Genomic DNA, 14,558 nt, shown 5'->3' on the forward strand with positions numbered 1-14,558 from the left:
ATTGAAATGACAAAGCATGAAGAGATATTGAAATATATAGAAAATTATGAGGTGGGTTGCAAAATATCCGTAAGGATGATAGCAAACAAGCTGAATGTCAGCGAAGGTACGGCATACAGGGCCATAAAGGATGCCGAATCCAACGGCATAGTAAGTACAATACCGAGGGTGGGGACCGTAAGAATAGTAAAGATAGATAAAAAGAGTGCTGAGGCTCTCACATATAAGGAAGTTGCAAATATCGTAGGGGGCACTATACTTGGCGGCAGGGAAGGCCTCTCAAAACATCTGAATAAGTTCATCATAGGAGCGATGACTGTCGATGCGATGAAAAAATATATTTCTCCTGGGAACCTTTTAATCGTCGGAAACAGGGAAGAAGCTTTCAAATTGGCCCTTGAAAATGGATGCGCGGTGCTCATAACCGGCGGATTTGGATGCTCAAATAATATCAAGGAACTCGCGAATACAAAAAAACTTCCTATAATTTCTTCTTCCTATGATACTTTTACGATTGCTACCATGATAAATAAAGCCATATCGGAGAGGCTTATAAAAAAAGACATAATACTTGTGGGTGACATAATGAATCCAGACCCCGTATATCTGTATTCTGCGGATACTATAAAAGCATACAGGGAACTGACAGTAAAAACCAAGTATGATAAATTTCCCGTGCTGGATGACAGAAACCGGGTGGTCGGAATAATATCATCAAAGGATATAGGCGAATCGGTAAAAGATCATGAGCAGATAGGCAAAGTAATGACAAAAAATCCTGTTACCGTGGGCAAAAATACTTCCGCTGCCTATGCATCTCATATAATGGTCTGGGACGGTCTTGAGCTTATACCGGTTGTAGAAAATAAGAGGCTTGTAGGCGTAATAGGGCGGACGGATATAATGAAAGCTCTGGAAAGCATGTCAAAGCAGACTCACTTGAGTAAAACATTTGATGATATGATAATAAAAAGTTTTCAATGTGGATATTTTGATGACGGTATAATCTTGAAGGGGAAAATAGTGCCTGAAATGTATAGTTCAACCGGATCCGTGAGTTCAAGTATCCTTATGATGCTGATGTCTATAGCCTGTACATCAGCATTAAAGCATAAAAATCATAACATTTTCCCTGATAGTTTTGTAGTATATTCCATAAAACCGATACCTCTTGAAAGTGAAATATCGATTAAGGCGACAGTCATAGGTTCAGGAAAAAATTTTGCGAAAGTGGACGCGGATATTTATGGCAGTGACGGGTCCCTTTATTTAAAAGGCATGATGTCCGTAAAAATTATGAAATGTAAATAATAGTAAATTTAGTAAAATATTTTTAAATTTTTAGAGGAATTTCCCATGCAATTGTAGAATAAAATACTCCATACCATAATATGTAAATCGGAGGGGTATTATGATTGAAGCATCGGAAAGAGAATATTCCGTAGGAGAAGTTGCGGAAATATTGAAAGAAGAAATATATAATCTAAGATACTGGCAAAAGGAATTGGGGCTTCCGGACAGGCGAAACGAGATGAACCAGAGGATTTATACCCAGGATGATATAAACAGGTTTAAATTTATAAAAGAACTCAGGGAAAACGAAAAGCTGAGTCTGAAAGCTATAAGGAAAGTCCTTAGAAAGACTGGTATAATAATCAATGAAGAGACGGCGGCAACAAATGATGTCGCTGTAGTAGGCGTGAATAATTATACCGCAGCGGTGGACAAACTCAAAGCAGATCTCGTAGGTGAGATTAAAAAGACGATGGACGATAAGAATGACGAGCTTAAACAGGAGATAGACGATTTGAAAGAAAAAATCGACTATCTGGAACAGGAGAGGAATTCAAAGATAGATCAGCTTATTGCCGAATGGAGAAAGAAAAATCAGAGAAAAGGCTTTTTCAGCAGTATTTTTAAATAGTTTGCAAAACGGGGATGGGAATTTTCCATCTTCTTTTTTTGATTTGATCGGATGCATCCTATTTATCACCCCTTATCACAACGGGCAATTATATGTGATATAATAATTTTTGTAAGGGAGGTGAATAGATAATGAAATTTGTTCACCTTCATGTTCATACGGAGTATAGTTTGCTTGATGGTTCGGCAAGGATAAAGGATCTGATATCGAAAGCAAAGGAACTCGGGATGGATTCTATTGCCATAACAGATCATGGTGCCGCCTACGGGGTTATAGAATTCTATAAAGAAGCTGTATCCCAGGGAATAAAACCGATAATAGGTTGCGAAGTATATGTGGCAAAACGGACTATGTACGACAAGGACCCGGGTATAGATAGCGGCTATTACCATCTTGTACTTCTGGCAAAGAACATGGAGGGCTATAAAAATTTAATAAAACTCATTTCAAAGGGATTTATAGATGGATTTTATTATAAACCCAGAGTTGACCATGATTTGCTGAAGCGGTATTCAAAGGGTCTTATTGCGCTGAGTGCCTGCCTTGCAGGTGAAGTCCAGACATACATAACAAACGGGGACATAAAGGGAGCGGAATCTTCGGCTCTTTTATACAAGAGTATATTCGGGAAGGATTTCTACCTTGAACTTCAGGATCATGGAATAGAAAAGCAGAAAAAAGTAAATGAAGAATTGATAAAGATGTCAAAGAAACTGTCCATACCGTTAGTATGCACAAATGATGTCCACTATCTGACCAGGGCCGATGCAAAGGCACACGAGGTTCTTTTATGCATACAGACAGGAAAGACCATGGATGATGAAGACAGGATGAGATTTGAAACAGATGAATTTTATCTGAAATCTCCTGAAGAGATGTCGAAGCTTTTTGAATATGTACCTGAAGCTATAGAGAATACCGTAAAGATAGCTGATGAATGCAATATCAAAATAGAATTCGGGAAGCATCATCTTCCCAAGTTTGATGTTCCAGAGGGCAAAAATGCCGTAGATTATTTAAGAGAACTTTGCCATGCGGGAATGAAAGAAAGGTATGGGAATAATCCTCCGGATAATATAAAAAACAGGCTCAATTATGAGCTGAGCGTTATAGAAAAAATGGGATTCGTAGATTATTTCCTAATAGTATGGGATTTTATAAGATTTGCCAGGGAACATGGCATTATCACAGGGCCCGGACGTGGTTCCGCAACCGGGAGCATGGTCGCATACTGCCTTGGGATTACCAAGATCGACCCTATAAAATACAACCTCGTTTTTGAGCGTTTTTTAAATATCGAAAGAGTCTCAATGCCTGATATCGATTCGGATTTTTGTTATGAAAGACGCCAGGAGGTTATAGATTATGTCATCTCAAAATACGGAAAGGACAGAGTTGCACAGATAATAACATTTGGAACGATGGCAGCGAGGGCAGTGATACGTGATGTCGGAAGGGCATTGAACTTTCCGTATTCAGAAGTCGATGGCATAGCCAAGATGATACCATTTGAACCCGGCATGACAATAGATAAGGCTATGAATATGAATCCGGAGCTTAAAAAAATGTACGAACAAGATGAGAAGATTAAGCTTCTGATAGATATATCGAAGACTCTTGAAGGGCTTCCGAGGCACAGTTCAACGCATGCCGCCGGAGTTGTCATTGCGGCGGCGCCGGTAGACGAATTCGTCCCTCTTGCCAGAAACGATGATACGATAGTTACCCAGTATACAATGGGAACATTAGAGGAACTTGGACTTCTGAAAATGGATTTTTTAGGGCTGAGGACGCTTACGGTCATAAGAGACGCAATTGAAATGATAAAAGCTGATAAAGGTATAGATATCAACCTTGACAAACTGGATTATAACGATCCGAAAATTTTCAAAATGATAAGCGAGGGAAATACCCAGGGAGTGTTTCAAATAGAGTCCAGCGGCATGACGCAGTTTATGAAGGAGCTAAAACCTGACAGCTTTGAGGATATAATAGCGGGCATAAGCCTTTTCAGGCCGGGTCCTATGGCCGAAATACCCAAGTATATTGAAAACAAGAATAATCCCGAACGTATCAAATATAAGGTTACGCAGCTCAAACCTATTCTGGATGGAACATACGGATGTATGGTTTATCAGGAACAGGTTATGCAAATAGTGAGGGATGTAGCAGGTTATTCCATGGGAAGAGCGGATCTTGTGAGAAGGGCGATGGCAAAGAAAAAGCACAAGGTCATGGAAGAAGAGAGAAAAAACTTTATATACGGCATTGTCGATAAGGATGGCAATGTAACGGTACCCGGCGCTGTCAGAAACGGAATAAGCGAAAAGGATGCAAATGACATATTCGACCAAATGACGGACTTTGCAAGCTATGGGTTTAATAAATCCCATGCTGCGGCATATGCGGTGGTTGCATATCAGACGGCATACCTCAAAAGATATTATCCTGTGGAGTTTTTTGCAGCAATGCTTACCAGTGTTATGGGTAATAACGATAAAGTAGCTTTTTATATCAAATGCTGTAAAAAAATGAATATAAGCGTGCTTCCTCCCGATATAAATGAAAGCGATGTAACATTTACAGTATCCGGCGGCAAGATAAGATTTGGCCTGGCCGCTGTGAAAAGTGCAGGCAAAAATGCGATCGCTTCCATAATTACGGCAAGAAAAGACAAGGGAAAGTTTCAGAGCTTTACGGATTTTTGCCGGAAAGTAACAGGGGGAGATTTGAATAAAAAGGCTGTTGAGAGCCTTATAAAGGCGGGTGCATTTGATTCCCTCGGGCATTACCGTTCACAGCTTTTGTCTATATATGAGCAGGTTATAGACAGTATAAGTCAGGATAAAAAGAGGAATATAGACGGGCAGATAAGCCTGTTTGATACGGTAGGCGAAAAGAATGACTCAATAAAGGATATTGTACCGGACATCAGTGAATTTGGCAAAAAATATTTACTTGCCATGGAAAAAGAGATGACAGGTCTTTATCTTAGCGGTCATCCTCTTGACGAATATAGTATGGAGCTTGAAAAATATACGACTATCAATACATCTGAAATAATGCCTGCCGATAGTAATGAATATAATGGCGATGCGATCCAGCAAAGTATTTTTCAGTTGGATAATAAAAAAGTGACGATGGGTGGAATAATAACATCTGTAAAGATAAAAGCGACAAAAAATAATACCCTGATGGCCTTTATCATGCTTGATGATATGTATGGATCCATAGAAGTCTTAGTATTTCCGAAAGTATATGAAAAGTACAACAGGCTTGTGCAGGAAGACAGCTTTGTGCTCATAAAAGGAAGACTTAGCATAAGGGAGGAAGATACACCTAAATTGCTGGCGGAAGATATTAAGCAGCTTCAAAAAAGTGACGAAATAAAAGGTACGAAACTATACCTGAGAATACAATCCGACAGGTATAGCATGACAATGCCCGGAGTGAAGCGCATTCTGGCCTTTTACAAGGGTGATACGCCCGTATATTTATGCGTTGAGGATATAAAAAACAGTAACAAAACAGTAAGTATAGCAAGCAGAAGTTTATGGGTGAAAATAGATCAGAATATGCTAAAAAAATTATACGGCATTTTGGGCAAAGAAAATGTAAAGGTATGTTAGATTTTCTTGAATAAATAGACAAAATCTATTAAAATATTATGGGGTATTTTTTTATATTATAATCAGGCTACTTTAAGGGGGCCCTGAATTGTGTGGACAGTAATATATGTAGCTCGCTGCAGGCAAGGGGCAAAGGAATTGAAAAATATGCTGGCTAATCAGGGAGTATTTGTAAAAACCCGTCAAATAAGCAGAAATAAAAATAATGACGGACTTCATGAAATACTTGTTCCTGAGACAGAAGTTGAAGATGCATGTATTATATTGGAACAATTAAAAAAGGATTATTAAACGGATAAATTCCGTCAAGAGAAAGGTGAATAATATGAAAACAATTGGTGTATTAACAAGCGGCGGAGACGCCCCAGGGATGAACGCAGCCATAAGAGCTGTCGTTAGGTCGGGGATCGATAAGAATTTAAAGGTAATGGGAATAAGGCGTGGATATGATGGGCTGATAAACGGTGAAATAGTAGAAATGAACAGGTCATCTGTTTCAGATATTATTCAAAGAGGCGGAACAATCCTCCGCACTGCAAGAAGCGAGGAATTTAAGACCGATGAAGGCAGAAAAAAAGCAGCAAACATTTTGAAAGTATTTGGAATCGAGGGCATTGTAATAATAGGGGGAGACGGATCTTTCAGGGGGGCGCAGAAACTTTCCGAACTTGGCTTTCCCTCTATCGGCGTACCCGGTACGATAGATAATGACCTTGCATATACCGATTATACCATAGGATTTGACACGGCCGTGAATACTGTGCTTGATGCGATCAATAAACTCAGGGATACATCGACTTCCCATGAAAGAATAAGTATAGTGGAAGTGATGGGCAGACACTGCGGTGATATTGCGCTGTATGCTGGACTTGCAGGCGGAAGCGAAAATATAATCGTGCCCGAGGTTGAGTTTAACATAGACGAAGTATGTAAATCCATACTTGAAGGGAAGCTAAGAGGAAAACTTCACAGCATAATAGTAGTTGCCGAAGGCGTAGGGCATGCAAACGAGATAGCAAAAAGTATCGAAGAGATTACAGGATTGGAAACAAGGGCGACGATACTTGGGCATATTCAAAGAGGCGGAAGCCCGACTGCTTTTGACAGAATACTTGCATCCAGACTTGGAGCTAAGGCAGTAGATCTTTTATCCGAAAATGCTTCATCAAGGGTGGTAGGAATAAGAGGCAATAAGATTGTGGATGTAGATATCAATGAAGCTTTGGATATGAAAAAGGAAATCGATTATGATCTTTTAGAACTTGCCCGTGTTCTGTCGATGTAGGTAGGCTTTTATGAAGAAGACAAAGATTATCTGTACAATAGGTCCTGCGAGCGAGGATCCCAAGATCATTGAACAGCTCATAAAAAGCGGTATGAATGCAGCAAGGCTTAATTTTTCCCATGGCGACCATGATGAACATGGAAGCAGGATAAAAAATATAAAAATGCTCAGGGAAAAGCTCGACTTGCCTGTAGCCATCATACTTGATACAAAAGGTCCTGAGATAAGGACGGGTATATTCAAACAAGGGCGGGTAGAGCTTAATGAAGGTCAGCCTTTTACATTTACTTCGAGAGAAGTAGAAGGCGATGAAAAAATATGCAGTGTTTCGTATAAAAATTTGCCATATGATGTTAAACCCGGTGATACGATACTTGTAGATGACGGGCTTGTAGGTTTTAGAATTGACGGCGTAGATGATTGCTGCGATATAAAATGTACCGTATTAAATGGAGGCATCATAGGAGATCATAAAGGTATAAATCTGCCTGGAGTAACCATAAATTTACCTGCGATGACAGAAAAAGATGTGGATGACATATTATTTGGGATAGAAAACGGCGTGGACATAATTGCAGCGTCTTTTGTACGCAGTGCTTCAGATGTGCTGGCCATACGGAACCTGGTTGAAAACAACACCAAGGATAAGATACTGATTATCTCGAAGATAGAAAACCGTGAAGGTGTATCAAACATCGATGAGATCATAAAATGTTCGGACGGCATAATGGTAGCGAGAGGGGATCTTGGAGTTGAAATTCCGGTTGAAGAGGTACCGCTGGTACAGAAGATGGTCATACAAAAGTGCAATAAAGCTGGAAAGCCTGTAGTTACAGCTACGCAGATGCTTGACTCGATGATCAGAAACCCAAGGCCAACGAGAGCTGAAGCGACTGATGTCGCGAATGCCATTTTTGACGGTACCGACTGTATAATGCTTTCAGGGGAAACTGCAAACGGGCGTTATCCTGTCGAATCTGTCAAGACTATGGCAAGGATCGCGGAAAAGACTGAATCTGCATTGAATTATGAAGAAATGCTCGAGAAAAGAAAGATAACAGGTTGTGTAAACGTACCCGATGCTATCAGCTATGCTGCATGTACAACAGCATCGGAACTTGGAGTGAGTGCAATAATAACGACTACAATGACGGGGGCTACTGCAAAAAGAGTGTCCAAATTCAGGCCAAAGCAGCCTATTATCGCAGTTACGCCTTCATGGAGCGTTGCGAGAAAGCTTTCAGTCGTATGGGGAGTCTATCCGGTATTGACACAAAAGGTTAAAACATCGGATGAAGTTATAAATGTATCTGTCAATCGCGCACTTGAGACCGGATTCATAAAAAAAGGCGAACTTGTTGTAATTGCTGCTGGCATACCGGTTGGTCTGACGGGAGCGACAAATATGATAAAAGTGCATATGGTTTGAGGAATGTAATTAAATATATTTGGTAAAAACATAAGAAAAATCGGAAAGAGTTTATCCTCAGGCGGTGAGAATATGTATGTAAATGAAATAAGCTTTCGGGTGAGATATTCGGAAACAGACCGTATGGGTATTGTTTATCACCCGAATTATTATATATGGTTTGAAATAGGCAGAACGGATTATATGCGCTCCCTTGGCTGTAATTATAGAGATATAGAGGAAAAGGGCATACTTCTTCCTGTAATTGAAACGCATTGTTTCTATAAAAAGCCTGCAAGGTATGATGATGTTGTAACAGTAAAGACGGCACTCAAGGAATTTAAAGGTGTTAGATTGTCTTTTGATTATGAAATATATAATCAAAAGACCGAGTTGTTGTCTTATGGATATACTGTACAAGTATTCGTTGATAAAAACTTAAAGCCTGTTAACATAAAAAAGGTTATGCCGGATATTTATTATAAATTAATTTCAAATAAATAGATTTTGAGGAGATAATTAAATGATTAATTTATGGGAGGGGAAGATTCCAGGATTTGATCCTGAAATATCCCCGGAAATACCGTCTATCACACCATATTTAATAGATAAAAACAAGCCCTTGCCGGTAATTATTGTAGTTCCCGGAGGAGGCTATACTATGAGGGCCGATCACGAAGGGGCGCCTGTCGCGCGCTGGTTGAACGGCATAGGCATATCTGCGTTTGTTTTAAATTACAGAGTCGCACCTTACAGACATCCATATCCTTCAATAGATGCAAAACGGGCGATAAGGCTCGTAAGGCATAATGCAAACAGATGGAATATTGACCCAAAGAGAGTTGGGATACTTGGATTTTCAGCGGGTGGACATGTGGCTGCGACAGTTGGTACATATTTTAAGGAGAACGGTATAATAGAGGGTGATCCCGTGGATAGAGAGGGTTCAAAGCCTGATGCCATGATACTTTGCTACTCCGTAATAACTTTTGGAAAATTCAGGCATGATGGTTCTATGGTAAACCTGATCGGAAAAAATCCCGATGAAAATTTAAGGCATGATTTATCATGCGAAAATATGGTAAACGAAAAGACTGCTCCTACTTTTTTGTGGCATACTTCAAATGATTCGTGTGTTCCCGTTGAAAACAGCCTGCTTTTTGCGAGCGCGCTCAGTAAAAATAAGGTGCCGTTTGAAATGCATATATTCCCGAAAGGCGATCACGGACTTGGCCTTGCAAAGGGAGTATATGAAGTGGAAGACTGGCCGCATCTATGTGAGAAGTGGCTGAGAAGTATAGGATTCTAGATGGCACAGTTCATGCGGCAGTCATATCGATGCCGCATGAACTGTGCTTATTCATTGGACGAAAACAATATTGTATTTTACTTAGCCGATTTTTTTAAAATGTTTTGGCCTTTTCAACTGCTTCTTCTATTGCTTTTTCGACTTCCTTTTCAATATCTGTACCGATGACATCAAGTTTTTGCGCTGAAATGGTAATAAAATCTTTAATCCCTAGAAAACCGAATATCGTCCTTAAATATCTGTCTCCCATTTCCCATTCATTAAAAGGTTCGGCAGAATATTCGCCGCCCCTAGAGGTAATATTTATCATTTTCTTACCACTGCACAATCCAACCGGCCCTTCGGCAGTATATTTAAATGTAATTCCGGTTACGCAAATATAATCGATATAGGCTTTTAATATGGCAGGAATGCCTAGATTCCACATAGGCTCGGCGATTACATATTTATCCGCTTCCAAAAACTGAAAAGCGTATTTTAATATGGGGTGGTTTTTACCCTCACCGGATTTAGGCCTGTGAAGTTCATCCAAATTTCCCTGGGGTAAGAATTTTATCCCCTCTTTGTATAAATCTAAAGTGATAACGGTATCTTGCGGGTGATATTTTTTATAACTTTCAATAAAACTGTCCGAAATCCTATAAGTCCTCGATATACCCTCGGGCCTTGCATTTGCTTTGATGTATAATACTTTAGCCATTTTTTTCATTGCCCCCAAACTATTTTTGTATATATATTTCCCATAAAAACAATTATATAGTATTTTCCGTATTTTTCAAGTTCCGGATATAACGGATATCATCGCTAGATAATTTTCGATAGGCACATATTCAGGCACGCTGTTTCCGGTTCCGAGGGCATAACCGCCACGATCTTGTGCCCTTTCAATCATAGCGCGGGAGCGTTTTTTTATTTCTTCAGGAGTTGAATGGCAAACAAAATTGACATCGATTCCTCCGAGCACTGCAATACGAGGATTATATTTCTCGTAAAAATCCTCGACAGGCATTATTTTATCCTCATATGAATGTTTTGCGTCATATTTCATATCTTCAATCATATCTTCCATCACATTTTTTAAGTTTCCACAGGAATGAAGTATCGCGGGCTTCCCCGCAGAATGTGCTGTTTGCACTATTTTTTTATGCCACGGGAAAACATACTTTCTGAGGTGCTTGGGGTTTAGCAATGTTGATGTGTTAAAACCCCAGTCATCATTGGAAATCAAAGCACCTACAGAATCAAAGGTGGAACAAATCTCATAATATCTGAGCAGCTTTGAACCTACCGCGTCAAATATATCCTGTACAAGTTCAGGATCTTCAAAGAGCATATAGCAAAGGTTGTCATATCCCACAAGGCTCGTTACATTTTCAAGTACTCCGCCTGGTCCCCATACAATCAGCTTCATGCCATCGGGTAAATCGTTCTTTATTTTATCGAGCCAAGTATAATCATAGTCTTCAGGATTTTGCCATTTATACTTTTCAAAGCTTTCCCTGTCATGGATGACGGAACCTTCATTGAGGGATATCGTTTTCCCGTGATGTATCGAGCCTGCAGGGAAAGAAAAATCAGACCCCTTAACATCGGCATAGTCATAACCCGCATTTTTAAAGGCATCGACTAAAAATTTATTATATTTTAACTTATCCTCATACTCCGGTACATATCCTGCAAGCAATCTGTATAGCTTATCATTTAAAAAGAATTCGAAGAGCGTGGGTCGATCGGGAACTTTCTTGTTTAAAACTTTTAACAGATTATTGAAATCAGGTTCGCGCATAATATACCTCCCCATGTAAATTTATTTACATTTTTGAAGCTGTTTCATCGGATGCATTTTTATATTTGAAGAATATTATTCCAATCATTAAGCTCGAAGTATACAGAAGTCTGCTATCCTGTTTCGGGAAAGGGAATTATCAAGTAAATAAGATTAATGGCTTATTGATATTTGACAATAAGCCATTAAAAAAGTTTAAAAAGTTAGTGTGTGCCTGTAACATCTAATGTTCTATTTGCACTGGTCTTTTTGACAAATGTGGACGTTTTTATTCTTTCCTGAAGTTTTTCATAGAACAAATCTTCATCCACAGGTATATCGACCCACTTGTCCGTCCATGCCGAGAGGTGCATTGCGTTTGAAATCTGAAGGCCGTTTATGCCTTCGATTCCAGGGGCAATTAATTTTGTGCCATGGAGTATTGCATTTGTCCAGTTCTTCAATATTCCAACATGCTGTTCGCCAGTACCGTTCACTGGTATTTCGCACTTCCAGCACTCGGGTTCTCCAAATCCACCTGTGTATTGTCTGTTGAATTGTCTTTCAGGAGTACGCAGACGCCAGAATGTCAACTTTCCATCCTCGATTACGACTTTGCCTCTGTCTGCAGATACTTCAAGACGGTTTGAACCGGGGCAATCTCCGGTACTTGTAACGAATATGCCTGTCGCTCCGTTTTCATATTCGACATATGCTGTTACATCGTCTTCAACTTCTATGTCATGGTACTTGCCAAATGACATGAATGCACGCACTCTTTTGGGCATTCCGCATGTCCATTGCCATAAATCCAGTTGATGCGGATCCTGGTTCAATAATACTCCTCCGCCTTCGCCTGCCCATGTTGCACGCCATCCGCCCGAGTTGTAATAGCTTTGCGGACGATACCATGAAGTTATTATCCAGTTTGTCCTTTTTATTTCGCCAAGTTCTCCAGATCTCACAAGGTCGCGTAATTTTTGATAAAGCGGATTCGTCCTCTGGTTGTACATTATTCCGAATACCCTATCGCTTTTTAAAGATGCCTCATTCATTTCCCTTACCTGTTTTGTATAAACTCCTGCAGGTTTTTCAGTGAGCACATGAAGACCATGCGCAAATCCCTTTATGGCAAGGGGGGGATGAAAATAATGAGGTACCGCGATAATTACGGCATCGATAACTTTAGCATCAAAAAGTGCATCTGCATTATCAAATAATTTAACTTTATCACCCAGGGTTTCCTTGGCCCATTTTAATCTTTCAGGGTTTATATCGCATACAGCGGTAAGCACTGCATTGGGCACCTTACCCTGTATCAGATTTTTTGCGTGGCTGCTTCCCATATTTCCAATGCCTATTATACCAATTTTAACTTTGTCCATCTTCTAAAACCTCCCTTATTCAAATTCAGCAGGCTGCTCTATTTCTTTTAAAATTTTTAACAGAGCGCTTAAGGCGATACTGAACATTTTCGCCCCATCACCCGATGTATCATCTATTTTTGCATCATGCTCCAGGGCTGAAAAACCTTTAAATGATGCAAGGTGCGGCTCTATCGTCAAGAAGCCCTCATAACCTGTATCCTTAAGCTTCTTTAGGATTTGTTTTACATTTCCGTCGCCATATCCCGACGGTACAACGCCGTGGTTACTGTATAATGCATCCTTTATATGCATATGCACGATATAATCTTTCAAAAGATCATATGCGTCAGGATATGTTTTAACATCACATTGTATAAAATTAGCCGGGTCGAATGCAGCCTTTACGATGCCGGAGTCGATGGATTTTAGAATATCAAGGCATCTTTCGGCCGTATCTCCGTATATTTCCTTTTCATTTTCATGGAGAAGTATAACTCCCTCTCCCTCAGCCGCTTTTACGAATTCCCCCCATCTTCTTAAAACTTCATCCCTGTACTTCTCGGGAGGTTCGCCTTTTGGCATAAAGAAGCTAAACATCCTTATATATTTTGTGCCAAGGATCTTTGCAATTTGAACCGTATGTTTGAAAAGCTTAAGATGCGGTTCAAATTCATCCTTTATACCTATTTTCCCTATAGGGGAACCTACCGCTGAGATGCCGAATCCCCTTTTATCCAATTGCTTTTTTATATCGTTTACTTCATCGAGCGAATAATCAACTATGCATTTTCCGTTTACTCCGCGCATCTCTATATATTTGATGCCATATTTATCAAGCACATCCATCTGAGCTTGCAAATCCGGAGCAATCTCGTCCGCAAATACGCTTAAGACAAATTTTGCCATGAACTGTACCTCCCGGATGTTATACTAATTTCTCCAAATATTTAAAGCTCATATCTAAGCTGTCAAATGGGTTTCTAAAGCTTGTATCCTGTTCAACTGCATACCATTTTACGCCGGTTTCCCTGCAGGCTTTTAAAATCTCGGGCCAATTGAGGTTACCCTGGCCTATTTCGGCAAAAACCTGTTTATCGTCTACAATTGCAAAATCCTTAAGATGTACGACTTTCATGCGTCCCTTTACCTTATGAATCCAGTCAACTGGATTTGCGCCTCCAGCCTGGACCCAATATGTATCTATTTCAAAACCAAACGCATCCGGGTCCGATTCGTTTAATAATATCTCAAGTCCTATTGTACCGTCGAATTTTTCAAACTCAAATTTATGATCGTGATAAATGAAGTGAAGTCCATTATCAGCTAATCGCCTTCCAATTTCCGAAAATTCCTTGGCGAATTTTGTGAATCCTGCCGCATTTCTTTCATATTCACGGGGCATAGATCCAATCCCTACGTATTCGCATCCCCATAATTTGTGTTCCTTGATAACGGCGCTGAGGTCGTTTTTAAAACGTTCAAAAGGCGTATGGGTTGCACAAATCTTTAAACCTAATTCATCCGTAATGTCCTTTAATCTTTCAGGTTCGATTGGGCCGATTCCTGAAACCTGCACGGCATTATAGCCTATTTTTTTTACCCTTTCCAAGCTCTTTTTAATATCCTCAGGAGTTTTCATGTAATTTCTCAGTGTATAAAGCTGAGCTGCGATAGAATCTTTGTTCATACTTATTCCTCCTAAAAATTATATTATTTATGGAATGATTTTGGATTAATAAATAATCCTCTTCCTTCATTATTATATTGCTTTTTGTGGTATTTTGAAAGAAAAAGTTTATATAGTACTTCGATTTGTAATATGAACTTATGTTATTTTGAGCACTCATTCGTCGCTCAAAATAACATAATCC

12 protein-coding genes and 1 pseudogene are annotated in these 14,558 nt (G+C 39.6%); 8 read left to right on the forward strand and 5 right to left on the reverse strand.

From position 1 onward, the window contains the following. The first annotated feature begins 6 nt into the window (after positions 1 to 6). The 8 genes and pseudogenes from QME45_05890 to QME45_05925 all read left to right on the forward strand — a co-directional run bounded on the left by QME45_05890 (position 7) and on the right by QME45_05925 (position 9,555). The gene (locus tag QME45_05890; protein MDI6618196.1) at positions 7 to 1,311 is read left to right on the forward strand and encodes a DRTGG domain-containing protein; all 1,305 of its coding nucleotides are present in this window, start codon (positions 7 to 9) and stop codon (positions 1,309 to 1,311) included. 100 nt (positions 1,312 to 1,411) lie between these two features. Then, entirely contained in the window at positions 1,412 to 1,924 is a 513-nt protein-coding gene (locus QME45_05895) for a MerR family transcriptional regulator (GenBank protein MDI6618197.1), read from the forward strand. A gap of 131 nt (positions 1,925 to 2,055) precedes the next feature. After that, complete coding sequence (locus tag QME45_05900; protein MDI6618198.1) at positions 2,056 to 5,553, forward strand: DNA polymerase III subunit alpha; 3,498 nt, start codon at positions 2,056 to 2,058, stop codon at positions 5,551 to 5,553. 90 nt (positions 5,554 to 5,643) lie between these two features. Beyond that, on the forward strand, positions 5,644 to 5,844 hold the full coding sequence (locus QME45_05905; protein ID MDI6618199.1) for a hypothetical protein: 201 nt from the start codon (positions 5,644 to 5,646) through the stop codon (positions 5,842 to 5,844). 34 nt (positions 5,845 to 5,878) lie between these two features. Next, positions 5,879 to 6,838 (forward strand): 6-phosphofructokinase, encoded by a 960-nt coding sequence (pfkA, locus tag QME45_05910; GenBank protein ID MDI6618200.1) that lies wholly within the window; start codon positions 5,879 to 5,881, stop codon positions 6,836 to 6,838. 10 nt (positions 6,839 to 6,848) lie between these two features. Continuing rightward, positions 6,849 to 8,264: pseudogene (gene pyk / locus QME45_05915) on the forward strand (pyruvate kinase). Between the two features lie 75 nt (positions 8,265 to 8,339). Further along, positions 8,340 to 8,750 carry a thioesterase family protein gene (locus QME45_05920; protein ID MDI6618201.1) on the forward strand — a complete coding sequence of 137 codons (411 nt, stop codon included), beginning with the start codon at positions 8,340 to 8,342 and terminating at the stop codon, positions 8,748 to 8,750. A 19-nt stretch (positions 8,751 to 8,769) separates the two neighbouring features. Continuing rightward, positions 8,770 to 9,555: an alpha/beta hydrolase gene (locus tag QME45_05925; protein ID MDI6618202.1), complete on the forward strand. Its 786-nt coding sequence runs from the start codon at positions 8,770 to 8,772 to the stop codon at positions 9,553 to 9,555. A 94-nt stretch (positions 9,556 to 9,649) separates the two neighbouring features. On the opposite strand, the gene QME45_05930 is transcribed toward QME45_05925, so the two are convergent. The 5 genes from QME45_05930 to QME45_05950 form a co-directional block, all read right to left on the reverse strand. Beyond that, positions 9,650 to 10,255 (reverse strand): FMN-dependent NADH-azoreductase, encoded by a 606-nt coding sequence (locus tag QME45_05930; protein ID MDI6618203.1) that lies wholly within the window; start codon positions 10,253 to 10,255, stop codon positions 9,650 to 9,652. A 75-nt stretch (positions 10,256 to 10,330) separates the two neighbouring features. Continuing rightward, positions 10,331 to 11,341: a uroporphyrinogen decarboxylase family protein gene (locus QME45_05935; GenBank protein ID MDI6618204.1), complete on the reverse strand. Its 1,011-nt coding sequence runs from the start codon at positions 11,339 to 11,341 to the stop codon at positions 10,331 to 10,333. Between the two features lie 203 nt (positions 11,342 to 11,544). Continuing rightward, entirely contained in the window at positions 11,545 to 12,705 is a 1,161-nt protein-coding gene (locus QME45_05940; protein MDI6618205.1) for a Gfo/Idh/MocA family oxidoreductase, read from the reverse strand. Between the two features lie 15 nt (positions 12,706 to 12,720). Further along, complete coding sequence (locus QME45_05945; protein ID MDI6618206.1) at positions 12,721 to 13,593, reverse strand: sugar phosphate isomerase/epimerase family protein; 873 nt, start codon at positions 13,591 to 13,593, stop codon at positions 12,721 to 12,723. A 19-nt stretch (positions 13,594 to 13,612) separates the two neighbouring features. Then, positions 13,613 to 14,374 carry a sugar phosphate isomerase/epimerase gene (locus QME45_05950; protein MDI6618207.1) on the reverse strand — a complete coding sequence of 254 codons (762 nt, stop codon included), beginning with the start codon at positions 14,372 to 14,374 and terminating at the stop codon, positions 13,613 to 13,615. Between the last annotated feature and the right edge of the window lie 184 nt (positions 14,375 to 14,558).

This window comes from Clostridiales bacterium, from assembly GCA_030016385.1.
Taxonomy (GTDB): domain Bacteria; phylum Bacillota; class Clostridia; order Clostridiales; family Oxobacteraceae; genus JASEJN01.

What these genes read in the sequence shown, in the direction of transcription:
- QME45_05920 (MDI6618201.1), top strand. Translation starts at nt 8,340, where the DNA reads ATGTATGTAAATGAAATAAGCTTTCGGGTGAGATATTCGGAAACAGAC.
- QME45_05925 (MDI6618202.1), top strand. Translation starts at nt 8,770, where the DNA reads ATGATTAATTTATGGGAGGGGAAGATTCCAGGATTTGATCCTGAAATA.
- pfkA (MDI6618200.1), top strand. Translation starts at nt 5,879, where the DNA reads ATGAAAACAATTGGTGTATTAACAAGCGGCGGAGACGCCCCAGGGATG.
- QME45_05890 (MDI6618196.1), top strand. Translation starts at nt 7, where the DNA reads ATGACAAAGCATGAAGAGATATTGAAATATATAGAAAATTATGAGGTG.
- QME45_05940 (MDI6618205.1), bottom strand. Translation starts at nt 12,705, where the DNA reads ATGGACAAAGTTAAAATTGGTATAATAGGCATTGGAAATATGGGAAGC.
- QME45_05950 (MDI6618207.1), bottom strand. Translation starts at nt 14,374, where the DNA reads ATGAACAAAGATTCTATCGCAGCTCAGCTTTATACACTGAGAAATTAC.
- QME45_05900 (MDI6618198.1), top strand. Translation starts at nt 2,056, where the DNA reads ATGAAATTTGTTCACCTTCATGTTCATACGGAGTATAGTTTGCTTGAT.
- QME45_05930 (MDI6618203.1), bottom strand. Translation starts at nt 10,255, where the DNA reads ATGGCTAAAGTATTATACATCAAAGCAAATGCAAGGCCCGAGGGTATA.
- QME45_05945 (MDI6618206.1), bottom strand. Translation starts at nt 13,593, where the DNA reads ATGGCAAAATTTGTCTTAAGCGTATTTGCGGACGAGATTGCTCCGGAT.
- QME45_05895 (MDI6618197.1), top strand. Translation starts at nt 1,412, where the DNA reads ATGATTGAAGCATCGGAAAGAGAATATTCCGTAGGAGAAGTTGCGGAA.
- QME45_05935 (MDI6618204.1), bottom strand. Translation starts at nt 11,341, where the DNA reads ATGCGCGAACCTGATTTCAATAATCTGTTAAAAGTTTTAAACAAGAAA.